The 22,595-nt window shown below is 51.3% G+C and carries 25 protein-coding genes and 4 pseudogenes; 9 read left to right on the top strand and 20 right to left on the bottom strand.

Annotated features, from left to right (window positions below; all coding sequences use genetic code 11):
* Positions 1-40: 40 nt before the first annotated feature.
* A pseudogene (locus B3B59_RS10215) lies at positions 41-637 on the bottom strand (hypothetical protein); the annotation flags it as partial.
* 119 nt (positions 638-756) lie between these two features.
* On the opposite strand from B3B59_RS10215, the gene B3B59_RS10210 reads away from it, so the two are divergent.
* Complete coding sequence (locus B3B59_RS10210; RefSeq protein WP_286808896.1) at positions 757-1,269, top strand: hypothetical protein; 513 nt, start codon at positions 757-759, stop codon at positions 1,267-1,269.
* A gap of 46 nt (positions 1,270-1,315) precedes the next feature.
* Here the strand turns inward: B3B59_RS10210 and B3B59_RS10205 are convergent, their stop codons facing one another.
* From B3B59_RS10205 to B3B59_RS10160, 10 genes and pseudogenes are all read right to left on the bottom strand, one after another.
* On the bottom strand, positions 1,316-1,534 hold the full coding sequence (locus B3B59_RS10205; protein ID WP_233802499.1) for a hypothetical protein: 219 nt from the start codon (positions 1,532-1,534) through the stop codon (positions 1,316-1,318).
* Between the two features lie 126 nt (positions 1,535-1,660).
* Positions 1,661-1,885 (bottom strand): hypothetical protein, encoded by a 225-nt coding sequence (locus B3B59_RS10200; protein WP_286808894.1) that lies wholly within the window; start codon positions 1,883-1,885, stop codon positions 1,661-1,663.
* Between the two features lie 698 nt (positions 1,886-2,583).
* Positions 2,584-3,045: a lysis protein gene (locus B3B59_RS10195; protein WP_286808893.1), complete on the bottom strand. Its 462-nt coding sequence runs from the start codon at positions 3,043-3,045 to the stop codon at positions 2,584-2,586.
* Positions 3,042-3,578, bottom strand: a complete 537-nt coding sequence (locus B3B59_RS10190; protein ID WP_414671904.1) for a lysozyme — start codon at positions 3,576-3,578, stop codon at positions 3,042-3,044. Before B3B59_RS10190 ends, B3B59_RS10195 begins: the two co-directional genes overlap by 4 nt.
* Complete coding sequence (locus tag B3B59_RS10185; RefSeq protein ID WP_286808892.1) at positions 3,578-3,793, bottom strand: class II holin family protein; 216 nt, start codon at positions 3,791-3,793, stop codon at positions 3,578-3,580. The genes B3B59_RS10190 and B3B59_RS10185 overlap by 1 nt, the downstream gene beginning before the upstream one ends.
* Positions 3,794-4,364: 571 nt before the next feature.
* Positions 4,365-4,928 (bottom strand): annotated as a pseudogene (locus B3B59_RS10180) (DUF1133 family protein); the annotation flags it as partial.
* 11 nt (positions 4,929-4,939) lie between these two features.
* Positions 4,940-5,080 (bottom strand): YlcG family protein, encoded by a 141-nt coding sequence (locus B3B59_RS10175; protein ID WP_046885585.1) that lies wholly within the window; start codon positions 5,078-5,080, stop codon positions 4,940-4,942.
* Complete coding sequence (locus B3B59_RS10170; protein ID WP_046885584.1) at positions 5,077-5,688, bottom strand: recombination protein NinG; 612 nt, start codon at positions 5,686-5,688, stop codon at positions 5,077-5,079. Before B3B59_RS10170 ends, B3B59_RS10175 begins: the two co-directional genes overlap by 4 nt.
* Positions 5,689-5,690: 2 nt before the next feature.
* Positions 5,691-5,897, bottom strand: a complete 207-nt coding sequence (locus B3B59_RS10165) for a hypothetical protein (protein WP_046885583.1) — start codon at positions 5,895-5,897, stop codon at positions 5,691-5,693.
* Positions 5,897-6,493, bottom strand: coding sequence for a DUF1367 family protein (locus tag B3B59_RS10160; RefSeq protein WP_233802509.1), 597 nt, complete (start codon positions 6,491-6,493; stop codon positions 5,897-5,899). Before B3B59_RS10160 ends, B3B59_RS10165 begins: the two co-directional genes overlap by 1 nt.
* Positions 6,494-7,727: 1,234 nt before the next feature.
* Here B3B59_RS10160 and B3B59_RS10155 point away from each other — a divergent pair.
* Complete coding sequence (locus B3B59_RS10155; protein ID WP_286808891.1) at positions 7,728-8,453, top strand: colicin Z family toxin; 726 nt, start codon at positions 7,728-7,730, stop codon at positions 8,451-8,453.
* A 61-nt stretch (positions 8,454-8,514) separates the two neighbouring features.
* Here B3B59_RS10155 and B3B59_RS10150 read toward each other — a convergent pair whose 3' ends face one another.
* The 3 genes and pseudogenes from B3B59_RS10150 to dcp form a co-directional block, all read right to left on the bottom strand.
* Entirely contained in the window at positions 8,515-8,913 is a 399-nt protein-coding gene (locus B3B59_RS10150; protein ID WP_286808890.1) for a hypothetical protein, read from the bottom strand.
* Positions 8,914-9,271: 358 nt separating this feature from the next.
* Positions 9,272-10,008, bottom strand: a pseudogene (locus B3B59_RS10145) (cytosine-specific modification methylase); the annotation flags it as partial.
* Positions 10,009-10,017: 9 nt separating this feature from the next.
* A complete protein-coding gene (gene dcp, locus B3B59_RS10140) occupies positions 10,018-12,063 on the bottom strand; it encodes a peptidyl-dipeptidase Dcp (RefSeq protein ID WP_286808888.1) in 2,046 nt (681 codons plus the stop codon).
* Positions 12,064-12,188: 125 nt separating this feature from the next.
* Here dcp and B3B59_RS10135 point away from each other — a divergent pair, with 125 nt between their 5' ends.
* Positions 12,189-12,728, top strand: a complete 540-nt coding sequence (locus B3B59_RS10135) for a DUF2058 domain-containing protein (protein WP_040075776.1) — start codon at positions 12,189-12,191, stop codon at positions 12,726-12,728.
* Positions 12,729-12,734: 6 nt separating this feature from the next.
* Here the strand turns inward: B3B59_RS10135 and B3B59_RS10130 are convergent, their stop codons facing one another.
* Positions 12,735-13,418, bottom strand: a complete 684-nt coding sequence (locus B3B59_RS10130; RefSeq protein WP_286808887.1) for an RluA family pseudouridine synthase — start codon at positions 13,416-13,418, stop codon at positions 12,735-12,737.
* A 260-nt stretch (positions 13,419-13,678) separates the two neighbouring features.
* A complete protein-coding gene (locus tag B3B59_RS10125; protein ID WP_263617244.1) occupies positions 13,679-14,083 on the bottom strand; it encodes a hypothetical protein in 405 nt (134 codons plus the stop codon).
* 76 nt (positions 14,084-14,159) lie between these two features.
* Between B3B59_RS10125 and B3B59_RS10120 the strand changes: the two genes are divergently transcribed.
* The 5 genes from B3B59_RS10120 (at position 14,160) to B3B59_RS10100 (ending at position 17,477) form a co-directional block, all read left to right on the top strand.
* Positions 14,160-14,549, top strand: a complete 390-nt coding sequence (locus B3B59_RS10120) for a hypothetical protein (protein ID WP_286808886.1) — start codon at positions 14,160-14,162, stop codon at positions 14,547-14,549.
* Between the two features lie 166 nt (positions 14,550-14,715).
* Complete coding sequence (locus tag B3B59_RS10115) at positions 14,716-15,459, top strand: LEM-3-like GIY-YIG domain-containing protein (RefSeq protein WP_286808885.1); 744 nt, start codon at positions 14,716-14,718, stop codon at positions 15,457-15,459.
* A 160-nt stretch (positions 15,460-15,619) separates the two neighbouring features.
* Positions 15,620-15,865 carry a YmjA family protein gene (locus B3B59_RS10110; RefSeq protein WP_046885573.1) on the top strand — a complete coding sequence of 82 codons (246 nt, stop codon included), beginning with the start codon at positions 15,620-15,622 and terminating at the stop codon, positions 15,863-15,865.
* Positions 15,866-15,953: 88 nt separating this feature from the next.
* The gene (gene ydfG, locus B3B59_RS10105) at positions 15,954-16,700 is read left to right on the top strand and encodes a bifunctional NADP-dependent 3-hydroxy acid dehydrogenase/3-hydroxypropionate dehydrogenase YdfG (RefSeq protein ID WP_046885572.1); all 747 of its coding nucleotides are present in this window, start codon (positions 15,954-15,956) and stop codon (positions 16,698-16,700) included.
* Positions 16,701-16,790: 90 nt separating this feature from the next.
* A complete protein-coding gene (locus B3B59_RS10100) occupies positions 16,791-17,477 on the top strand; it encodes a GntR family transcriptional regulator (protein ID WP_040075785.1) in 687 nt (228 codons plus the stop codon).
* Positions 17,478-17,519: 42 nt separating this feature from the next.
* Here B3B59_RS10100 and B3B59_RS10095 read toward each other — a convergent pair whose 3' ends face one another.
* Positions 17,520-17,951 (bottom strand): universal stress protein, encoded by a 432-nt coding sequence (locus B3B59_RS10095; protein WP_046885571.1) that lies wholly within the window; start codon positions 17,949-17,951, stop codon positions 17,520-17,522.
* Positions 17,952-18,213: 262 nt separating this feature from the next.
* On the opposite strand from B3B59_RS10095, the gene ydfZ reads away from it, so the two are divergent.
* Positions 18,214-18,417 (top strand): putative selenium delivery protein YdfZ, encoded by a 204-nt coding sequence (ydfZ, locus tag B3B59_RS10090; RefSeq protein WP_040075787.1) that lies wholly within the window; start codon positions 18,214-18,216, stop codon positions 18,415-18,417.
* A gap of 41 nt (positions 18,418-18,458) precedes the next feature.
* Here the strand turns inward: ydfZ and B3B59_RS10085 are convergent.
* The 3 genes and pseudogenes from B3B59_RS10085 to B3B59_RS10075 form a co-directional block, all read right to left on the bottom strand.
* A pseudogene (locus B3B59_RS10085) lies at positions 18,459-19,921 on the bottom strand (mannitol dehydrogenase family protein).
* A gap of 216 nt (positions 19,922-20,137) precedes the next feature.
* Entirely contained in the window at positions 20,138-21,517 is a 1,380-nt protein-coding gene (locus B3B59_RS10080) for an MFS transporter (protein ID WP_040075790.1), read from the bottom strand.
* 53 nt (positions 21,518-21,570) lie between these two features.
* Complete coding sequence (locus tag B3B59_RS10075; RefSeq protein WP_286808884.1) at positions 21,571-22,587, bottom strand: Zn-dependent oxidoreductase; 1,017 nt, start codon at positions 22,585-22,587, stop codon at positions 21,571-21,573.
* Positions 22,588-22,595: the final 8 nt, after the last annotated feature.

Genomic DNA, 22,595 nt, shown 5'->3' with positions numbered 1-22,595 from the left:
TATCAGCCAGCAGATTAAGGTGCTCAGATTTCATTACGCCCCCCTGAGATAGCGAATCCATCAGGTCGGACAGTGCGTCAACGACCTTATCTTTTTCGCCTTCGTCCATGCTGTAGGCCTGCCGTTCGAGGCCAATAAGATTCTTCAGCGTCTCGCTCAGGGCCTTCATCGACTTAACACGCTCAGGCATGCTGATGATGGCATGATAAAGCTCGTTCAGCCGGTCCCGCCCGTTATCGTCTGGATCCAGCATTAGTTCGCCCAGCTTACGCAGAGACTCAACATCTGCACACTCGGCCTCAAGCTCATCAAACAGGGCGTTCGCCAGGGTTCTCGCCCGGCGGATGTCGCCACGATGTCCCTTACGAACCGTGGCAATCACCTCGGCAGTGGCCTCAATCAGTACGCGTTCAGACAGTGCCGTTTCGCAGCGTACCTGTTTGCGTACCTCAGCTTTGCGTACCAGATCGTCAGCGCATTCTTTCACCTTTGCATTCAGGTCGCGTGACCATTCATCACGCTTGACACGCTTACGGATAGCGCCTTCGCTGATGCCATGTTGAGATGCGATTTCACGGAGGGACATCACTCCGACCCGGTAAGCCGTTTCGATGGCCTCCCAGTCGGGTTTTGCCATAACACCCTCTATCCTTTGTTCTAATTAAGAATAATAATGTTGTAAAATTTTGAGTAACTCACCCCAGTCGTCTTTCTAATTGTTGTGAGTAAATGAAGTTTTAATGCTGGAGGAAGGCCATGAGCAAAGAACAAGATTTGATGGATGTTTTCATCTCAAGACCCAATTGGTTGCCGGAGCATTTAAGACCAGCGCTGAGTAAGTTTGACGACATGCTTCCAGACTTAATGATGTACGGAAACACTATTGGAATCAGCCAGCCATGTTTGCAAACGCCTTTTGAAGATATCGTTGAACTTATGACTCGGTGTGATTGTGTGATCATATTTGCCCTACCACAAATATTCATCGACAAAGGCTCCATCAAAGGTAATGACGCTAATGGCATTATTCTACCTACGGAATGGAATCAGATAGAAACAGCTATCGCTCTAACATTAAAAAAACCAACACTCGTCTTACTCCACGAAAAAGTTTCAGCAAGAGGGTTGTTGGAGAGAGGGGCGGCAAACGTGTTTATTCACAATGTCGATACGACCAATGACGGCTGGCTGAGTAGCATCAAACCTGCACTGGAGCATTTGAAAGAGAAAGCTTACATACAAAAAATGAATGTAACCGCCCAAGGATAGAACACAAAGTAAGTCTGTTGTGCTAACTCCGGGATAAATGAGCTCTTCATGATGCTGACTCCTCAGTTTCTGCCGGTGCTTCCTCTGTTGGTACTGGCGTGAACTGCACGCGCTTCACATCGGCAGGGGCAAAATACAGCCACTCGCCCGTCTCGGTCGCCAGCGGCACAAAGCCGTTAACCAGCTCGGGCTGGCTACGAGTCATCTTGCCTCTGAAGGTTTCGCCTGTTTGTGTGGTTAGTGTGATTTGGTAGATGTCGGACATTGAGAGCCTCTTTATCCGCTTTCGGGGATATGTGAGTGATTATCTGCAACTGAGGATAGAAATGAAAAAAGCCACTCAAGGGTGGCCTGTGTACTAACTATTACGCAAATAACGCACTAATACATATTATCGTTTGGCCATTTCAATCGCGGCCTCGAAGAGGCGTTCAAGGATCAAATCTTGAAATATTAGCTTTTCGGATGGGATGAGCAGTTCGTGGGATTTTCCATCCCACTCCCACCGATAAAGATGACCAGAGGGTCCTGTAGTTAGCGTTGTTTTTGCCCCGGGGTTAGCATAACTAGCGGCATCAAGGGTATTGAAGTTGGTGTCTTTTGGATCGTTTACCATACAACCTCCTTTTCAATGAGGTGGCATTCTATCATGTAAAACAGTCGTATATTTACGCTGTTCATCACCATTATCGAAGCCCCTCTGTGAAGGGCTTCTGTAATGGCTAACAGTCAGCGTCACTTCGGCCAGCTGATAAAGAACATAAAGCCGATGAATGCGAACAATAGAACAGCAGCGCCTGCAATAACTATAAGGGACCAGACGAGGATGGTCCCGATAGTAGCAATCATCTCATGATCCTTGCCGTTGATGGGCCAGTGTCGCGACGCTTCACAGCGTGGCTAACCGTGTTGTGCAGAATGGAGAACATCATCAGACGCTCTACTTTAAAAGAGCTTTGAGATAAGCACTGCCGTAACGTACTGAAACAGGTAGTTGATTTGATCTGTTGATATAGCTGATGATTTGTTAGCTCAAGGTCAATGGATGATATTTATGTTTAACACCCCCAAAATTTTTGGCTTATGGCTATATTTTTCTTCGATTTTTACATGCCTTGCTCTGGGCGATATCATTGGTGATAAATTTTTCGAGGGGTCAAGCATTCCCTGGTACATTGGACTTATAGCGTCAGTCATCATTAACTGGAAAAGTGTCGCTCATATAAAGAAACTGGGTGGCCCTACTTAACAGCTCTGTACCAGGCCTGCCAGCGAAATATGTAAAGCCTCAGTTGCCGCAAGCTTTTCATTTTTTTATCTCAGGCACTGAGTGTTGATGTAGTCCTGCAGATACCCGACTTGCTTCGTCACTGTGACGATTCGCTCTCTGAGGGTGAAATAATCCCGTTGAGCGGAGTCTGTAAGTCGGGGGCTGGAAGCATCGCCCATGCCGCCGGTGCTGGACGTTCCGTTCGCGGGACATTTGGCGTTGACGTGCAGCCCACACTTACCAGCGCTAACGCAACGCTGCAGATCATCAAGCTGCTTTTTCGCATCGGCTAAATCCTTCGTGTATTTGGCATCCAGTAGGGCCACATCACGCTGGCGCACCTTCATGTCGTCAATGGTATCGTTCGCAAGGCTGAGATTCTCAGTTGCCTTGTCGCGCTGCTCTTTGTAGGTGATGGCGTTGTCGCGATAGTGGCTGATGGCCCATCCCATCGCACTGACAACTATGATGATTACAGCGCAGGTGATACCTGCGAATCGGCTCACTTGTCTATCCCCCAACAAGTTAACGCGCTCTCTTGATAGCGCCTCTCAACCTGCCCGTAACAGCCGTTCTTTTGGCCCTTCGTTAATCGGCAGTCTTTGCCGCCGTCACGAATCCACCAGCGGATTGCTTCACATGCCCCTTTACGGTCACCAGCATTGATGCGCTGGTAAAACGTAGAGGGGAAGCACTTACCCGGCCCGATGTTGTAGGGGCAGAACGAGGCGATCCCGGCCTTCTGTGGTTCAGTCAGCTGCACGTGGATATTACGATCTACCCAGGCCAGCGCTTTATTACGCTCAGCTGCATTTACCTGGTCACATTTGGCCTGGGTAAGTTTTAAACCCTGCCGAACCGGTTTACCATCCACCAGCGTGGCGCCACGGCAAATAGTCCAGATGCCGGAGCCGTCACGGTAGGCGTTCAGGCTATTGCCTTCCTTCTCGTCCAGGAACTGATCGAGGATTGCGGAAGCTGACGCACCAGCGAGGACCAGCCCCAGTACCGCGGCGCTTAGCTTTGATCTGTCTGCCACTATTCCCCCCTGGCGGCTTTGCGCCGGTCCTCTTTGATTTTGAAGTACAAATTCGTCAGATAAGTCAGCAGCCCGAAGACCAGGCTGCCGAGTACACCAATGGCCGCCCACTGCGATGGTAATACCTGATCGAGCAGCTGGAGACTCCAGTAACCGGCGTTGGTTGCTGATGCTCCGTAGGCGATACCAGTGGTTAATTTTTCCATGCGTAACATGCTCTCACCTCCGATTGGTTTCGGGGTGCTGTGTGCTATAAATAGGGACGCCCGATAAAAGCCGGGTCGCGGGGAGTTTTAATACGTAATTATGGAGAGATAAAAACGATGCAAAGGATAACGAGTCTCAGCCTGGTTTGTTGTATTGGCTTAACCGGTTGTGTTGTCGCAGATATGGACTCAAGTAATTACACGTCCTTTCCATATGTTCAGACATTCCAAAAGCCACAGACTATGGGTCACACAAATGTGCAGACTCGCCGTAACGATTTATACGAGTGCGGCGTTGACAGGAAATTTTCGCTTAATTCATGGGATAAAAAATTTTGTCGCAACTGCCTGAAGCCCGGCGAGACGATAGAGCAGCTCACTGCCAGAACTAAAAAGGTAGAGAACTGCATGAAGTCAAAAGGATACGTAATGCAGGATTTCGGAGAATGCGGACCCCTTAAAAAACCAAGCGGCTTGTGTAACTGACAACCTGGCATTAGGAATAAAAAAACCCGCTCAATGGCGGGCTTCTTTTAAGTTTGCTGCTCAGTTCGCTTTAACGTCCCGAGCCTATCACAATTCAATCACCAGATGGCTCACTTTGCAAGGAAAATCTATCACCATTTGTGCCGAAAGTGTCACACATTGGCCTGTAAAGCATCGATTCGGCCAGACTTAACCACATATCGATCCGGCGGCGACACGTCATATAACTCCAGTCCGGGTGCTGTTCCTTCAACTCCTCAGCCATCTGCCGTTTGCTCTTCCGCCAGCGGTAGCGCTGCGCCAGAATGCCGAATAGGCCAGCATAGCCCGGGTTGACCAGCACAGCGCCGATCACACCATCAATTTTCAGCCCCTCCTCATCAGAGCAAAATGCCAAACCGCTTTTGTTTTTGCCACTGAGCATTTCACGGAGGAACTCTTCCAGCTCCGGCTTAGATATACCGGCCTTCTTCATGCGCCGCAGGGCTTCATTGATTGCGGTCTTGCTTACCGTTTTGCTGGTCAGCAGCTGATTGAACATATTCCCGGCACTACCTCCGCCGATATAGGACCATCGCCCCCACATGCGCAGCTTTCCCTGGATCCAGACGCTCTCCAGCGTGCGCAGGCGCGCATGCTCCCCTGCTTTGCCAACTTCTTATGCGTGAATCATGCTGCGGCTCCTACCATCAGGTAAATGCGAATGAAATTGCGTAAAATTCTGTAGTCCACCAGCACCGTACCCGGGCGGCGATAAATGCGGAGGAGCAGCCAGCGCATGCGAAGCGATTCGATCAGTTCTGGTTTCATGCTGCCACCTGCTTTTTCAGTGAACGTAAGTCTGCCAGAGCGGTGAGCCTGATTTCTTTCAGTTCATCCACCGTCCAGCGATGTGGGGTGTTGTTGTTCTCCAGGCTCATTACAACTTCTTCGCCGTATAGCTCCACCAGCGCAGCGCGATATTTTTCGATGTTTCCCGATTTATGGACATTGCAAACATCGCACTGCAGATGGATGTTGATACGCGTGAAGCGCAAGTGTCCGGCAGCAGCCGTCGTCCGGTAATGACCAGCATGCCAGGCAAAGGCGGTTTTGGTGCCACAGGAAATGCAGCCCCTACCTTCTGACAGTTCAGTTTCACGACAAATGTCATTAACAGCGCGCTGGGTCAGGTCCACCCAGTGTTTGAGCGGTTTTACTGATGCCTTACGCTGGCGCCAGGCCGCACGCTCGGTTTTCTCATGGGCCCGCACCTGCTGAGCCTCTTTGCGTTTTTCGGCGGCCCGGTTTTTTGCTGTCTGCTCTTTACCAACAACAGTGGCGCACTCATAAGAGCAGACCACCTGGCCGTTACGAACCGGGTGGAACCACTCGCGGCAGTTCTGGTTTGCGCACTTACGGCGGGGTTTCTTAGCCATGATCACCCCCAGCCCTTTTGGCGAAATGTCCGCGGCGTGCGTTCTTGCCGCCTGGCTTCCGGCAACCGGGCGCTCACAGTCCAGGTGATGCAATCGGGATTCAGGCTGCGCTCAACTTCCACGCCGCGGCGCCGGTAATCCGCTAGCAGCTGTTCGGCCTGCGCAGTGGTGCATTCGGTATGCTGGAACCATGATTCCTTCATCGCCATCACCCCGCGAAGCTCATGAGCTGCGCAGCGGCGTTCTCGGCCTCGCGCTGGTCTCTGAATGCCCTGGACAATATCCAGCGCCAGAGAACATCGAGTGCGGCCTTATACAGCTGCTGGAACTCGGTTTCGTCCATGTTGGCGAAGGCAATGCTGCGGGGATGCTTGCGAAGGGTGCCATCTGGCAGTTGTATGGCGTCGTAATGGCCGGATTCGATTGCTACCCAGGCGCGATAAGCGTCGAAGGACTTACAGGCGCTGATGCTCCCGGTGCGCTTGTCGGCGATGCGATCGAGATACTGTTCAGCCGCATCCAGCAGCGCGGTTTCGTTCCCGCCGAAGGATGCCAGGAATTTGGCGTAGCCGGTCACCAGCTTACGTTCGTTGGATGAGATGGCCCCGCCGGTTGGCTCCCAGTATTCGAAGCCCAGATTCAGAAGCGCGAAGAAGCGACGGTGAAAAGCCGCGTTACGGACCTGTTTGAATTCGGCAACCAGTACGGCGCCAAGCTTGATTTTTGATTGCAGTAATTCGCTGGTCTCCGGCGTTGCGGGGATCAGGATTCCTGAGGACTGCTTGATTAGTTGTAACTGCGCCATGGGAGTTGTCTCCGTGGCGCATCGTGGTCAGGTTATCGGTTGTTCAGGCCGATAGGAACATTATGCTATTCAGGCACTAAAAAGGTCAATTGCGGGCCGATAACTCCTTCACAATTTCGACAAGTGTGTCACGGGCAACGATGCGCTCGTCCGTCTGGAGATGTTTATGCCCTACCTCAACGCCGTCACTGCTTAACAGCACTCGGTCACCGGTCCGGAGCTTAAAAGAACCGGCTGAAACGCCGTCTGAACGCCTCACGAGATCGTAATATTCACCTCCATCGGAACACACCTCAGCCACATCTACCCCCTTTTTGCTATCAACAAATTTATCTCTGCCGGCGGGGAAAGCTCCCCTTACGAAACCAAGATAACAAATGGCTTTAATTTCCTAATAGGTTGGCCGACAAAGAATTCAAAAATCTTACCGCAGCGATCAAACCATACATCAAAATACTGTACGGATAAACAGTGTTTGTTCATTCGGCTTAAGTATGCACGCGAAATATATGTTTCCGCAAGTTCATTTATCTGCATGATTTAGAAAATTTTTTACGCTACGTGCGTGTAAAAATTGCTCGTTATTTTTTACACCTCAGGCAGCCAAAAATTCCGGAGTAAATGACTGATAAGAAAACTTCAGGCGTCTCGAGTCAGCGCCGCCCCGGCGGCTAAATATAATTATCGGGAGTGACACTATTTGTCAGGTTGGTATTTTGTTGCCGCGCTGTGTCTATTCCTTAATCGACTCTGACACAAAGTAGGCCACCCCGGTTGCGACCATTAATATGCCGATCTCTCTGCGTACCATAGTCGTCAGGTTGCTCATACGCCAAACCTAACAAGCTCATTCAACCCTCTCATATAGGGTGTAAAGTGTTCACGCCTACCCTAATTGATAATGATTCTTGTTATTGACAACAAAAAATCAGCGATGTACGATTAATTGACTGTACAAATATACAGTCAATTAAGTACCTAAGCGCTGATGTGTTAAGGGATTAACCGGATCAGGATGCCTGTGGTTTAAGGATGAGCAGCAGGCATTGACTTACGACAAGGAAGTTTCATCAATAAAATCAAGGTTATCTTTCTTGACCGCCATTGCAGTGTTTCTGCCTGCATGTCATGCAAACTATAACCATGAAATATAGGGACAGACGGACTTTCCCTCATCAGCACTTGAAATATCAAGTATCAGAGAAATAATCGAAATTAATTAAAAGGAATTTCTATGCCTAAAGATCATAACCTCAACGTCAATTACGATGTCTTTAACTGTGATGAAGGTGTTCCGCCTGAGCCAGGCTTGTCATGGAACATGATGACAGGAACATGGGAATGGGATAGTTTGAAAATTAGCGCAAATTCAATTCCTGATAAACTCCCACAGGAAATCAAAGATGCACTGGAAAACAATATCTGTGTTGTCTGTGGCAAAAAGAACTGCCCTTATATTACTCAAGACCAAGATTATAAAAAGCTTACAGATGCTCTTAAAAAAGGGGATAAGACTCTAGCTAATAGTATTTATCGAATTAAATTTGCACAGTTTCATAACGGGAAAGAGGCTCGTATCAATGAGACAATGAAAAAGATTCGCTCTAACAAAGCTGGAGGCGGTGTTTTTTGTCAGCCCCGAACTTCCTACAATGGCCCATTTGAATCCCGCCGTGTAATTGCAGTTCCGGGAGCTTGGAGTGAATGGGTTGAACTAGAAGGTTTCAATGGGAGTTTACAGCATCCACAACCTTCAACTATCAATTTCAGTCCTTCATCTAACACAGAATCATCATTCGATGTTGAGGTTAAATATCCTGAGTATAACCAGATTAAAACCATCAGAACCATGGGGCCGGGGTCATTTTCGTTAACAGCAACAGGAGCCGGGAACTCTTATGCAAGGGTCAGATCTCACTCTGTTCCTGTGACGGTAACTTTGGATTTTCCTAAACGCTAATGTGAAGTGAAAATCATGGCCATAACATTAAGCGGTGGCCATAATTTTTAAATTGGTAGTTTTAATTGCTCTTGTTGTAATAAAGAACGATATCCTTTCCTATTTGTTCATTTTCCACAGGCATTTTGAAACCCTTTTCCGTAGATAGCGCGCTAGCGATGTAACTGTCCATTAATAGCTTAGAGTTAAAATATGTTCGCAAGCGCCCCCCTACGTTATTTTTTACTATGGCGTTTAGCTTTTGGGCACAGCCCTTAGTGTTTTTTAATCTTATACTCGTTGAGTAGAAAACTTTAGAATCGAAAACCCCATCGTAAAATCTCACTTCTGAAACACATTCCTTTGTCAAAACGAAGGTTTCATTGTTTGATTTGTATACAAGCCCACTGGTCGCACTGGATGCAAGTGAAGAGGACGTAATAAAAAGCAATCCGAGTGCTAGCTTTTCAAAGGATTTCATTTATACCGCTCCGTAGTTGTGAATGTTCATAACCCATCAATTAAAATGATGCCTATTTTTACAGAGCTCACATTCTTCCATTTTATTGTTTTGTAAGCGTATCACGTTTTGATTGGGCGGTGGGGTTAAAAAATCTAATCACGGATAGGCTTTTCTCAATTGCCGCCTGGTTTAATTTCTCAGGCTGAGCCATAATTCTGGGCCGGATTACTGCATAAAGCACAGTCTGACAGAATTCGGAAGCGCCTTTCTTTGATGGCTCTATAGTTCAATAGGTATAATATCTTCTGTTCGCGTTATGCAGCGATTGCATTAAAAAGCCGCGTTTAAGCGGCTTCACTTTAATCGATTATGCAGCTTACTTAGTTCTGCACAGCTCGGGTAGGTTTGCCCTTACCAGTGCTCCAGCATACGACGGTGGGACTGCATTCCCACACCGGGCCACCAGCTCATCCTTCGTGTACTTCAGTCCGCGATAGTCCCGGTCGATGACGTACCAGTCCGGGAATCCCTGCGCCCGGTACAGTTCGTGTGGCTGGAGCATGCGCATCCCAATATCAACGATCCGATACAGCACGCCATCCACTATAACTGAGCCGTCGGAGTCCTCGCTGCAATACTCGCGAAGGAACTCGAGTACTTGCCGGGCGCGTTCTTCGTTGTAGCCTTCGACAGCAAGCGTGGTCTTCACTTCCCCGACATGAGTGCCGCCAGCTGTTAAACCCGGTGCTGGAGCATCCACTACCCGGCTATCCTGACAGGTACCACGCAGCATCACCAGGTGCGATGTGACCAGGCCATGGTGATCCGTGGTAGTAACCGTATGGGCCGGTTCATCCAGAGGCACACCTGCGCCCTGGTAGTTACCGCCAAAGTGTTTAACCAAATTAGCTGCTACCAGCCCAAATTTGCCGCCGCCAGCAACAACCGTTCCCAGCGGCTTATCCAGTCCAGTACTCACGGCGCTTGTCCAGGGCGTTCGCCATAACCCATTTGAATCAGGGTGGGCATCACCAACTGCGATTTGCCACCACCACCAGCGGTGACCGTTGCGCTCGGCTCATCCACTCGATGCCCGGTTTTGTTTCCAGCCTGAAAAAGTCCTTACGAACTTAATCCGCGATTTACCAGCATTGGTTCAATCTGCGGATCCTGCCCACGCCACGCGCGATAAAGTTCAGCTAAATCAGTGCTATTCCCTCGGGACAAAATTGCTTCGCGGAATCTCTGTCCGTTCTCGCGGTTCAATCCGCCCTGCTCAACAAACCACTGGTAGCCGTCGTCGGCCAGCATTTGCGTCCAGAGGTAGGCGTAATAACCCGCCGCGTAACCGCCGCCGAAAATATGGGCAAAATAGCTGCTACGATAGCGTGGCGGTATGGCCGGGAGATTGAGTTGCTCTTTCTCGAGGGCTGCGGCTTCGAAGGAGTCGACATCCTGCGGTGCTTTATCGGCGCTGATACTGTGCCAGTTCATATCCAGCAGCGCGGCACTCAGCAGTTCGGTCATGTCATAGCCTTTATTAAACTGGGTGGCGCTGAGCATTTTCTCACGCAGCGCGTCCGGCATTGGCTCTCCGGTCTCGAAATGACGAGCGTAGTGGGCAAAAACCTGCGGATGGCTGGCCCAGTGTTCGTTGATCTGCGAAGGAAATTCCACAAAATCGCGCGGTGTATTGGTCCCTGAAAGCGTGGCGTAACGCTGGCTGGCAAAAAGCCCATGCAGAGTATGGCCAAATTCATGGAACAAGGTGATGACATCGTCCCAGGAGATCAGCGTAGGCTGGCCATTGGCCGGTTTCTGGTAGTTACAGACGTTGTAAATTACCGGCCGCGTGGCGAACTCATGAGATTGCTCGACGAAGTTGCCCATCCACGCGCCTCCGCCTTTCGAATCACGGGCAAAGAAATCGCCATAGAATAGCGCCAGCCCGTCATCGTTATCATCGAAGATCTCCCAGACGCGGACATCCGGGTGATAAACCGGGATATCGCTACGCTCAACAAAGCGAACGCCAAAGAGCTGGCTTGCCGCCCAAAAAACGCCGTCGGTGAGCACCGTATTGAGTTCAAAGAAAGGTTTGACCTGACTCTCATCCAGCGCATATTTCGCCAGCCGCACGCGCTCGGCATAGAGAGACCAGTCCCAGGCCTGAGCCGTAAAGCCGCCTTGCTCAGCGTCAATCACATGCTGAATGTCCGCCAGCTCTTTTAGCGCGCGCCCTCGCGCCGCCGGGACAATGCCGCGCATAAACTCCAGCGCCGCCTGCGGCGTTTGCGCCATCTGGTCGGCCAGCTTCCAGTTGGCAAAACTCTCGAAGTTGAGCAGTTCAGCCTGCCGGGCACGCAGCGCGGCCAGGCGACAGACGATGGCGCGGGTATCGTTTTGATCGCCCTTCTGCGTGCGCAGCCAACTGGCCTGAAAAAGATTTTCACGGGTTTGCCTGTCACGAAGCTGTTGCAACGCGGGCTGTTGGGTGGTGTTAAGCAGCGGAATCAACCAGCGATCCTGGAGCCCCTTTTCCTCTGCGGCCTGCGCGGCGGCGGCTACCTCTGCCGGGCTGAGACCATCAAGCTGATGGCGATAATCGAGCACCAGCCCACCCGCTTTATCCGCAGCCAGAAGCCGCTGATTGAACTGACTGGTCAGCGTCGCCGACTCGGTATTTAACGCTTTTAGCTCTTCCTTACCCGCGGCATCCAGCCGCGCGCCGGCCAGAATAAAACGCTGATAAAGCTCTTCAGTCAGGCGCAGGGATTCAGCATCCGGGGCCTGGTCATGCCGCTGGTTATAGACAGCTTCAACGCGGTCAAAAAGGGCATCGTTAAGCCAGATATCATTAGAGAGCGCCGCCAGTTCGGTTGAAACCGCCTCCTCCAGCGCCTGCAGAGAGTCGTTGGTATGTGCTGAGGTCATGGCGAAAAAAACACTACTGACGCGCGACAGCAGCGCCCCGCTCTTTTCCAGCGCTAAAATCGTGTTGTCAAAATCAGGCGGCAGGGGCTGGCTAATGATGGCGTCAATCTCTTCACGCTTCTGGCGGATCGCTTCGTCAAAGGCCGGACGATAATCGTCGTCGTTGATACGGTCAAAAGGCGGAGCCTGGTAAGGTAACGCGCTGATTTCAAAAAAAGGATTGTGCTGCGACATGACGAACTCCTGAATAGGGTGAATCTCACCAGAGTAGGCCAGCGCGCCACTCCCTGCAATCCTGGTATCCTGTTAATAATTGCAGGTATAATCGTGGAAAATGTTTAACGGGTTCAGAGAAGACGATGACAAAACTCACCTTACAAGAGCAAATGCTCAAAGCTGGCCTAGTCACCAGCAAGAAAATGGCCAAAGTCCAGAGAACCGCTAAGAAGTCGCGCGTTCAGGCCCGTGAGGCGCGTGAAGCCGTAGAAGAGAATAAAAAGGCGCAGCAAGAGCGGGATAAGCAGCTGAGCGAACAGCAGAAGCAGGCAGTGCTCTCTAAAGAGTTCAAAGCACAGGTGAAGCAGCTCATTGAAATGAACCGCATTCCCCTCTCTAAAGGCAATATTACCTTTAACTTTACCGACAATAACGTCATTAAAAAGCTGGAAGTGGATAAGACCACCCAGGCCCAGTTGATTAACGGACGTCTCGCCATTGCGCGTCTGGCCGTTGATAACAAACCGGAAGGCGAATACGCCATCATCCCGGCGAGCGTTGCCGAGAAAATTGCCCAGCGTGATGCCGGCAGTATTGTGTTACACAGTGCGCTGAGTCAGGAGGAGCAAGATCAGGACGATCCTTACGCCGATTTCAAGATCCCTGATGACCTGATGTGGTAAACCGCGTCAGAACGGGCTGGCATGATGTATATCTATCACCGCATGGCTGACCGGATGGACAAAATGCAGCTCGCTGGCATGCAGCATCAACCGCAACGTCTGTTCCGTGCCCGGCTGCAGACGCCCGCCGTAGAGATCGCAGCCTAATATCGGGTGGCCCAGGTGCTGGCAATGAATGCGCAGTTGATGGGTTCGCCCGGTCTCGGGGGTAAGTGCCACCCGGCTTACTGGCAGACCGTCGCGATAAAAACGCTCCAGAGTCCGATAGCGAGAGCGTGCTGGCTTACCCTTGATAGCGCAAATCGACATCAACGGAAACAACGCAGGATCTCTAGCAATGGGCGCATCAATTACCCCTTCATCATGGCGAAGATGGCCACAGAGCAGCGCGCTGTAGCCTTTTTTTACGCTGCGCTGGCTGAACTGCTGGCAAAGCGCCGCGTTAATGGGTTTAGTGCGAGCAACCACCATCAGCCCGGATGTGCCAAAATCGAGACGATGCACCAGCGCGCATCCGGGGAATCGCTGGACCAGGCGGTAATGCACCGAATCAAGATTCTGCGGGTTTTTACCCGACAGACTGAGCAAGCCGGCAGGTTTGTTGATCAGCACCAAATGTTCGTCCTCATAAAGGATCTCTATTTCGTCATGGCACGGTGGTGCAATAAAGGTATCAACAATGGTAGACATCAGGTCGCCTGCTGTAAGAAAGGGGGCGAATAATATCCCATTCTTTACCGCTACGCGAATTGCCACGCTGCAGAGTGAATGTTACGCGCCCGCTCTGACGATGCAAGGCAAGCGCCCTCGCCCTCTTAACTGGCGGCGCGGCAGAATGTTCTCTTTTTCCTTTTTTGATTACGCAAAGCAAGCGGGGATTACACGTCTGTGAGAGCGGGAATATTAATAACAGGGTTGATAATAAAAAACGTTTACGCCCGCCATGCTTATTAGCTCCAGCTAATAGAATCGAGCAGACCTGAAATATCCTCCCGAATTTCCATCCCGGAATCTGCTAAATCAACAATAGAAAGAATACTTTCATTGCCCAGTTGAATATTGACCTGCTCTACCACCAGCGCCAGATGCGTCATTACCGCCTGGAGCCCGTGAATTTCAACATTAACTTGATCGAGGCTGAGATAGCAGACGCCCCTCGCTGTGATCGCAAAACTTGCGCACCGGTTAGTGTAGTGTTGGTGAAAAGCCGTAATCCACTCGGCCGTTGGGCAATAATAAGGCTTTATTTGGATGCAGAGCCGTTCAACGATACCCTTATTAATAATGCACGCTGCTTTATCAAAGTCCGTCAGAGTGACAGCATGTGTCATAAAAATTGAGGCAGGCTTTTTCATCAGGATAGTTCTTATTTATGAGAGAGATATATTTCATGCTATAATACCAATACCCTGTCTTCAACCGTCACTTTTTATGCCGCAACTTATCTGGTGTCTCGATAACTATTTCGAAGAGAAGAAAAAAGATTGTTATTTCGTGGTCTTCGGCCGCAAATTTCCCATAAAGCATGATGATAATTTTAAAAAGAGTGAAAATCCGCCGGGTAGAGCAGCGTTATTAAGCTGGTTTAAAGCACACTATCCCCACATAGCGATCGAGCCGGTATGGCCGCACAGCAGCACCAGTCTGTCGCTCTTCTTTGATCGGGAATACGATGGTTCTGTCACGATTGAGTTTGACGACGAGAGCCTGCGTGCGTTCTGCGAAGAGTGGGAAGATGAAGACCAGAACGGGTGTTCCAGAGACGGGACGTTCACCTGTTATCACCTGCCTTATGCGTCTTACCTGGAAAATCGATCATGAAATGAATGTCGAACACCATAAATACAAAACCTTCTTTTCTAATTGATAGAGGAAAGGGGTTGTTTAGTTTTAAGGCGAAATGGCACCGGTATAAACAGTGAAGCTCTGCTTAAAAATGCCGATAGTGTTACTCGTAATTTATCCTGACAATCAAGGAAGCTGAACTGTGATGGATTTATCCAAATATGCAAAATCATTAAATATGGCGCAATCCTATGTTTACGCCTTTTATGATCTCGAGGATGAGACGAAGAGACCTTTTTACATTGGCAAGGGCAAAGGTGTACGCTGTATTGACCATATTAAACGCCCCGATGAATCACCCAAATCAACACAAATTAAAGCGCTTATGGCCAGAAATAGCCTGGGCATCGACATCCTTCGTCACGGCATGGAGGAATCGGCTGCGAAACTGGTAGAAGCGACCTGTATCGATCTACTAGGCGTAGATACGCTTACCAATAAAGTCCGTGGGAGTAGTTCATTAATGGGCCGCATCACGCTCGATGAACTGCACCAATTACTGCTTAAAGAAGAGACAACAATAGCGCCGGAACACGCCGGGCTGGCGTTCTTATTAAATAGCACCTACAAATCAGGCATGAGCGATCTCGCATTATATGAGGCGACGCGCGGCGTTTGGGCGAGAGTTCCGAAAGATGACAACCTCAAATTTGCCTATGCCACCTACGGTGGGCTTGTGATGGAGGTATATCAAATTGAGTGCTGGATTAAAGCAGGTTCACAACAATACTTTACCCGTGAGCTAACTCTCAAACCGGAAACCAAACGTATGGAGTTTGTGGGAAGAGTGGCCTCACAGGAGGTTCGGGATTTATATGTTGGTAAACTCATCAGTAAAAGACCAGGCTATGGCAGTCCCTTTGTTAAGGTCGGTACTGGCAATTAACCCCTAATTTATGCCCGAGGTGGCTGTTTTGCAGTGAAGAACGCGGGCACATATTCTTTTTCCTCACTTCCCGCAAACCTGAAGAGTGCCAGGCTGAGCCATTACAATGCTATTATCTCTCACAGCCAACCCAATCCCCGGCACTCTTTCGGAGAAAACAATGAACCACGACATTCCCCTCAAGTTTTACGACATCGTTGACGAGTACGCCACTGAAACAGACATTGCCGTTAACGACGCCGAGCGCGACACGCTGGCGCACTATTTTCAGTTGCTGATCACCCGTTTAATGAATAACGAAGAGATCAGTGAAGAAGCCCAGCAAGAGATGGCCGCCGAGGCCGGTATTAACCCGCTGCGCATTGATGACGTTGCCAACTTCCTCAATCAGTGGGGCAATGAGTAGCCCACATTAAGGCCATGCAGAGGCCCTTACCCTGTGTCAGATCACATGCTATGGTAGTACAACACAAAAAGCGTTGAGGAACAGTGAGATGATTATTTTAGTAACTGGAGCGACCGCAGGTTTTGGTGAAAGTATTACCCGTCGTTTTGTGGCCAACGGTCACAAAGTGATTGCCACGGGCCGCCGTCAGGAGCGTTTGCAAGAGCTGAAGGATGAGCTGGGTGACAGCATTCTGACCGCGCAGCTGGACGTGCGTAACCGCGCCGCCATTGAAGAGATGATCGCAAACCTCCCTGCCGAGTGGCGTGAAATTGATGTGCTGGTTAACAACGCCGGTCTGGCGCTGGGCATGGAGCCTGCGCATAAAGCCAGCGTTGAAGACTGGGAAACGATGATCGACACCAACAACAAAGGACTGGTCTACATGACCCGTGCCGTGCTGCCGGGTATGGTTGAGCGTAACCGCGGCCATGTCATTAATATTGGCTCTACTGCGGGCAGCTGGCCTTATGCAGGGGGTAACGTTTATGGCGCCACGAAAGCTTTTGTTCGTCAATTCAGCCTCAACCTGCGTACCGATCTGCACGGCACCGCTCTTCGCGTGACCGATATCGAGCCAGGTCTGGTGGGCGGAACCGAGTTCTCTAACGTGCGCTTCAAAGGCGACGACGATAAAGCCGGTAAAACCTACGAGAATACCCAGGCCCTGACCCCAGAAGATGTCACCGAGACGGTCTGGTGGGTCGCGACCCTGCCGAAACATGTCAATATCAACACCGTAGAGATGATGCCGGTCAGCCAGAGCTTTGCTGGCCTGAGCGTCCATCGCGGCTGATCTTCCTCTCCCGGCCTGCGGGCCGGGTATGGGATGACCGGCAAAAGAATGGTAGTATTTACCGCTTAATTCTTCGAGAAATCACAACGCATGGCCGCAGAATCGCAACTTAATCCTACACAGCCCGTCAACCAGCAAATCTACCGCATTTTGCGCCGCGATATTGTGCGTTGCCTGATTCCGCCGGGAACGCCGCTGTCGGAAAAAGAGGTCTCCGTGCGCTTTGACGTCTCCCGTCAGCCAGTGCGTGAAGCTTTTATCAAACTGGCTGAAAATGGACTCATCCAGATCCGTCCGCAGCGTGGTAGCTATGTTAATAAAATCTCGCTTAATCAGGTGCGTAATGGCTGCTTCGTGCGCCAGGCCATTGAGTGTGCGGTGGTCCGTCGCGCCGCCAGCCAGGTAAACGACAATCAGTGTTATTTGCTGGAACAAAATCTGCACCAGCAGCGTATAGCTATTGAGCGCAAGCAACTTAATGACTTTTTCCAGCTCGACGACGAATTCCACCAGAAGCTGGCGCAAATCGCCGACTGCCAGCTGGCCTGGGATACGGTTGAAAACATTAAGGCGACTATCGATCGGGTGCGTTATATGAGCCTTGACCATGTCTCCCCGCCCGAGATGCTGTTACGCCAACACTACGATATTTTCAGCGCGCTGGAAAAACGCGATGGGGATGCGGTGGAAAAGGCGATGACGCTGCATCTGCAGGAGATTGGCGAGTCCGTGCAGTTAATTCGCCAAGAAAATAGCGACTGGTTTAGCGAAGAATAATGCTGACGCATCCTGTTATATTACCAGGATGCGGCAAAATAATTAGCGAACCACTAATACCGGAATTTTGGCATAGCGTAAGACGGATTCGGCGTTTGAACCTAACAGATGGGTGGTGACGCCCGGTTTTTTTGAGCCAATAACAATCACGTCATATTCACCGTCAGCACTCATGGCAATGATTTCGTCACGCACATTACCGAATCGTACCCGCGTCTGAATATTTTCCGGCGCAATATCGAATAGCCGCTTCAACTCATTCATCTTCTTCTCTGACTCTTGCGTCATATAGTTTTCAAACTTTTTAATGTCTGACGAGAAACCTCGTAACATGGCGCGTCCGCTGACCGGCAGAATGTTTAATAGCGTGATGGTGGCATTATCAGCCTTAGCGAGAAAAGAAGCATGGCGCACCGCTTTATCGCTTAAATCCATTTCAAAGACATCGACAGGCATCAATATTCTTTTGTACATCGTCTCTCTCCTTATTGCGCTAGCCAGTTTGCTTACCGTTATTAAGAGTGACACGATGAAATCAAACCATTCCTAAACAGTCCCGTCAGGAAATTACCTTAAGAGGTAAAGAAATGTCGGCCTGAGTTATTCTTGCTGTGAGATAAAAAAGTGTGAGTTTGATCAAAAACAAAAAAACGGCTGCGCTACAGGCGTATTAATACTATCCCGTGAGCGGCAAGAACCATCACGTCGCTTCGGTTAGCATTAGAGGAGAAATATGATGATGACTTACGACCGCAACCGTAACGCAATTTCCACCGGCAGCCGGGTAATGATTAATAGCACCGGCACTACAGGCACCATCCGCGCGATTCATAGCGAAGGGCTGAGCGCCGCTCAGGTACGCCGCAGCAAAACGGTAGAAGTCGAGGGCGTAGAAGGCCGATTCGAACCGGTTGAACTCATCCGCCTCGGTTTGCATTAAGAGGCCGAATCATGCCGCCGCGCACGGCGGCATCTCCTGACTCAGCGGGAAGCGGCGTACTGCGCCACCGTCGCCTTCGCCCCCAGCTTCAACAGCGTGAGATAAGCCTGTTTCACCGCCTCAACAAAGATTTCATCCTGCGGTAATTCATTGCCGAAAATCGCTTCAATACCCATCAGCGCCGTGACCCGACTCACCCCTTCTTCACTGTGCTGTACCGCCGCCTGAATAACCGGCAGCAGCGGGTCGCACACCTCGATAGGTTGTCCCTGCTCATCTACTCCGCTCACATAGCGCATCCAGCCCGCCACGCCCAGCGCCAACAGCGGGAAGCTACGTTGATGTGCCCGATGCCAGCGCACGGAATCGAGCATTCGCTGCGGCAGTTTCTGGCTACCGTCCATGGCTATCTGCCAGGTGCGGTGACGCAACGCCGGATTGCTGTAGCGGGCAATTAACAGTTCAGCATAACGGTGAAGGTCTACCCCTTTCACCTTCAACGTGGGCGCCTGCTCCTGAAGCATCAGCGCCTGCGCTGCGTGGCGGTAGTTCGTATCTTCCATGCAGTCATTGATATGCTGATAACCCGCCAGATAGCCCAGATAGGCGAGGAAGGAGTGGCTGCCGTTTAACATACGCAGCTTCATCTCTTCGAAGGGGACAACGTCTGAAACCAGCTCCGCCCCTGCCTTTTCCCACGCCGGTCGCCCTGCTACAAAGTTATCCTCGACTACCCACTGGCGGAAGGGTTCACAGGCAACCCCGGCAGGGTCGCGTACGCCGGTGATGTGCGCGATTTTATCCAGCGTATCGGCGGTAACGGCAGGCACAATACGATCCACCATGGTGGACGGGAAGGTGACGTTCGCCTCAATCCATTCCGCCAGCTCGCTTTCTACCGCCCGGGCGTAAGCACAAATAACATTTCGGGTAACGTGACCATTTTCAGGCATGTTGTCGCACGACATCACGGTAAAGGCCGGCAGCCCTCGCTGTTTACGACGAGATAGCGCCTCGACCACCACGCCGGGAGCAGATTTTGGCTGATGGGGTTCCGCAGGTCTGCCACGATAAACGGATGATCGAGCATCAGTTCCCCGCTGGCAGGTGCATGGCAATAACCTTTTTCCGTAATGGTCAGCGAAACGATGGCGATTTGCGGGTCGCACATGGCTGCCAGCACGGTTTCCAGGCCGTCCACATCCACATGCAGCGCTTTTGTGACCACCCCAACAATGCGTGCAGTCCAGGCATCGGCAGACATTTCCGCTACGGTATAGAGGTTATCCTGCGCGCGAAGATCGGCAATTTGCTGCTCACCGCCGATCAAATTAACCTCGCAGTATCCCCAGTCGCTGCCCTGCTCTGCCGCCAGGATATCGGTGTAGACTGCCTGATGCGCACGGTGGAATGCACCAAAACCGAGATGAACAATGCGCGTTTGCAGGGTGTTTCGATCGTAGCGCGGGAGCGTCGCGTTTGCCTTTAATAACGGATTTTCCATAATTGACTCTTTTAGCGAAGATTTATCTCAGGCGCGTCGCCGCGTCCCAGAGGAGTCGCGGCGGCACCGGCTTACTAAACTAACTAGAATGGTAGAAGCTATAAAAAAGAGAGCTGCCATCTACCATACTGATTGTTGAAGCCGGGTTATTGATTTACGTTAACTTTTAGGCAAGTGGTGTGACAGCTATTGAAAGCTGTGTGACAACATTCGCCATCAGGATAAAGCGCCCTGTTTAGCGCGCGCGCCATCCCGCGCAGGCTTTGCTTCGGCTGCATCTTCCAGGGCGCTCAGATCACGGTCACGCACTTCGGGCATCAGCACCGCAGAGACCAGACCAATCACCGAGTAGACCACCACCATGACCGCGATCGGCCACCAGGCACCGGTCATATTGCAGAAAATTCCTGCCAGCACCGGACCGAAGCCCACCGCCACCAGCCCCCCCGCCTCTTTCGAGATCGCCATGCGGGTAAAGCGATTACGCGAGCCAAACATCTCCGCCATGGTAATGTTTTCCAGTGCAAACAGCCCCAGCACCGCGACGTTGTGGATGATGATAATGGACGCCATGATCACCCCTGGCGCGTTGGCTTTGTCGACGATAATCGACAGCATCGGCCAGGCCAGAAGAATGGCCGAAATATTGAGGATAATATAGGGTAAGCGACGGCCAAACTTATCTGAGAGCCAGCCCAGCAGTGGAATCGAGATAAAGCCCAGGAACGAACTGATCATCAGCGCATCGGTAGGGATGCTCTTATTAAACAGCAGCGTCTGCACCAGATAGCCCGCCAGGAACGTCTGAATCAACCCGGAATTACCCGCCTGACCAAAGCGCAAGCCGGTCGCCAGCCAGAAGGATTTGCTTTTAAACATCGCCCCCAGAGTGCTCTCCTGCGGTGCAGTCACGGCTGGCGCCTCTTCGGCATTCACCTTTTCAAAGACCGGGCTCTCTTTCAGGTTCATACGCAACCAGATAGCAAAGATCATGACCACCACGCTTGCAAGGAACGGGATACGCCAGCCCCATGCCACCAACTCTTCCCGGTCGAGGGCAAAGAACATAATCGCCCAGATCGCAGTGGCGCTCAGGGTGCCGCAGTTGGTGCCCATCGCCACCAGTGAAGAGATGATCCCGCGTTTACCTTTCGGCGCATACTCCGCCAGCATGGTGCCTGCCCCGGAGATTTCCGCCCCGGCGCCCAGCCCCTGGATGATACGCAGCGTGACCAGCAACACCGGCGCAAAAATCCCGATCTGCGCATAAGTAGGCAGCACGCCGATCAGGGTGGTGCAGATCCCCATCATGGTAATGGTGATAAACAGCACTTTTTTACGGCCAATGCTGTCGCCCATTTTCCCGAAGATAAAAGCCCCCACGATACGGGCGATATACCCCGCGCCGTAGGTACCCATCGCCAGGATCAGGGCCATTGCGGCAGACTGTTCCGGGAAGAAAATCTCGTGAAAGACCAGCGCGGCGCCCAGCGAGTAGAGCTGAAAATCCATGAATTCGAGTGCAGTCCCAAGCCAGCCCGAGACTGCGGCTTTGACGAGATCAGAGGTGCTTCTTTCATGTTGTACTTGAGTCATATTGGCTATCTCAACAGGGTAAGATGCGTACTACCAAACCGCATTCGTCGTAATTAAGAGAACGTCAGTAATACCTTGCAGCAGTGCCGCTGGTCTTTTTCAAAGCGTTCAATGGCGTCTTTAACATCGTGATAATCAAAGGTATGGGTAATAAGTTTGTCAGGGTCGATAAGTCCCTGCTCGAGCCAGCTAATCACCACCGGGAACTTATTGGCATTCAGTCGCGACGAGAAGATCGACAACTCTTTGCCGGTGATCCCCTGCTGGACAACCTGGCTTGGCTCGCTGGAAAAGCCCATCAGCACAATACGTGCCGCAGGGGATGCCACCGTAACGGCTTCCTGCAAAATCGACGGATGACAGGCCGCGTCGATGATTAACGTCGGTTTGATCCCTTTTGCTTCCAGCTCTGCCTGCAGTGAACGATTGCCGTTGTTAATCACCCAGTCCGCACCGCTGCGTTGCGCCATCTCCAGACGCTCGTCGATACGATCGACCACGATGACCTGACTGACGTTGTACACCTCTTTCAGCGCCTGAGTGGTAACCAGGCCCATGGGGCCCGCCCCATAAATCAAGGCCACATCCTGTTCTAGAGGGCTGGCATGTCCGGTGACGTTCGCGGCAATCGTGAAGGGCTCCACCATGACCGCATGTCTGTCGCTGATGGTATCCGGGATGGGCCAGGCATTTTTTTCTGGCACCACGGCATACTCGCTAAAGCCGCCGTCACGGTGCACCCCCAGCACCACCAGTGAGGTACAGACATTGGGCTTACCCACCGAACAGGGATAGCAGTGGCCGCAGCTGATCACCGGGTCGACAGAGACTCGCTGCCCTATGCGCGCGTGGTCAACCCCCTCGCCCACGGCATCAATCACACCAAAGAATTCATGACCGATGACCCGTGGATATTTGGCGAAGGGGTTATGGCCACGATAGATATGGCTATCGGAACCACAAATTCCCGCCAGCTTCACCTTAACCCGCACCTCCCCGGCTGCGGGCTCTGCCCGCGGTCGCTCTTCAATGACCAGCTCTTCAGGTTTCTGGATGACGATACTTTTCATCTTCTGCT

Source organism: Leclercia sp. UBA2479 (genome assembly GCF_002341985.1).
GTDB classification, from domain to species: domain Bacteria; phylum Pseudomonadota; class Gammaproteobacteria; order Enterobacterales; family Enterobacteriaceae; genus Enterobacter; species Enterobacter pneumoniae.
Note: the sequence above shows the minus strand (reverse complement) of the source record. Positions and strands in the feature narration are given on the sequence as shown.

Bases quoted from the DNA above. Each gene is read 5' to 3' on its own strand.
- B3B59_RS10210 (WP_286808896.1), top strand. From the start codon at position 757: ATGAGCAAAGAACAAGATTTGATGGATGTTTTCATCTCAAGACCCAAT.
- B3B59_RS10205 (WP_233802499.1), bottom strand. From the start codon at position 1,534: ATGTCCGACATCTACCAAATCACACTAACCACACAAACAGGCGAAACC.
- B3B59_RS10200 (WP_286808894.1), bottom strand. From the start codon at position 1,885: ATGGTAAACGATCCAAAAGACACCAACTTCAATACCCTTGATGCCGCT.
- B3B59_RS10185 (WP_286808892.1), bottom strand. From the start codon at position 3,793: ATGTTACGCATGGAAAAATTAACCACTGGTATCGCCTACGGAGCATCA.
- B3B59_RS10175 (WP_046885585.1), bottom strand. From the start codon at position 5,080: ATGAAACCAGAACTGATCGAATCGCTTCGCATGCGCTGGCTGCTCCTC.
- B3B59_RS10170 (WP_046885584.1), bottom strand. From the start codon at position 5,688: ATGGCTAAGAAACCCCGCCGTAAGTGCGCAAACCAGAACTGCCGCGAG.
- B3B59_RS10165 (WP_046885583.1), bottom strand. From the start codon at position 5,897: ATGGCGATGAAGGAATCATGGTTCCAGCATACCGAATGCACCACTGCG.
- B3B59_RS10160 (WP_233802509.1), bottom strand. From the start codon at position 6,493: ATGGCGCAGTTACAACTAATCAAGCAGTCCTCAGGAATCCTGATCCCC.
- B3B59_RS10155 (WP_286808891.1), top strand. From the start codon at position 7,728: ATGCCTAAAGATCATAACCTCAACGTCAATTACGATGTCTTTAACTGT.
- B3B59_RS10150 (WP_286808890.1), bottom strand. From the start codon at position 8,913: ATGAAATCCTTTGAAAAGCTAGCACTCGGATTGCTTTTTATTACGTCC.
- dcp (WP_286808888.1), bottom strand. From the start codon at position 12,063: ATGTCGCAGCACAATCCTTTTTTTGAAATCAGCGCGTTACCTTACCAG.
- B3B59_RS10135 (WP_040075776.1), top strand. From the start codon at position 12,189: ATGACAAAACTCACCTTACAAGAGCAAATGCTCAAAGCTGGCCTAGTC.
- B3B59_RS10130 (WP_286808887.1), bottom strand. From the start codon at position 13,418: ATGTCTACCATTGTTGATACCTTTATTGCACCACCGTGCCATGACGAA.
- B3B59_RS10125 (WP_263617244.1), bottom strand. From the start codon at position 14,083: ATGAAAAAGCCTGCCTCAATTTTTATGACACATGCTGTCACTCTGACG.
- B3B59_RS10120 (WP_286808886.1), top strand. From the start codon at position 14,160: ATGCCGCAACTTATCTGGTGTCTCGATAACTATTTCGAAGAGAAGAAA.
- B3B59_RS10110 (WP_046885573.1), top strand. From the start codon at position 15,620: ATGAACCACGACATTCCCCTCAAGTTTTACGACATCGTTGACGAGTAC.
- ydfG (WP_046885572.1), top strand. From the start codon at position 15,954: ATGATTATTTTAGTAACTGGAGCGACCGCAGGTTTTGGTGAAAGTATT.
- B3B59_RS10100 (WP_040075785.1), top strand. From the start codon at position 16,791: ATGGCCGCAGAATCGCAACTTAATCCTACACAGCCCGTCAACCAGCAA.
- B3B59_RS10095 (WP_046885571.1), bottom strand. From the start codon at position 17,951: ATGTACAAAAGAATATTGATGCCTGTCGATGTCTTTGAAATGGATTTA.
- ydfZ (WP_040075787.1), top strand. From the start codon at position 18,214: ATGATGACTTACGACCGCAACCGTAACGCAATTTCCACCGGCAGCCGG.
- B3B59_RS10080 (WP_040075790.1), bottom strand. From the start codon at position 21,517: ATGACTCAAGTACAACATGAAAGAAGCACCTCTGATCTCGTCAAAGCC.
- B3B59_RS10075 (WP_286808884.1), bottom strand. From the start codon at position 22,587: ATGAAAAGTATCGTCATCCAGAAACCTGAAGAGCTGGTCATTGAAGAG.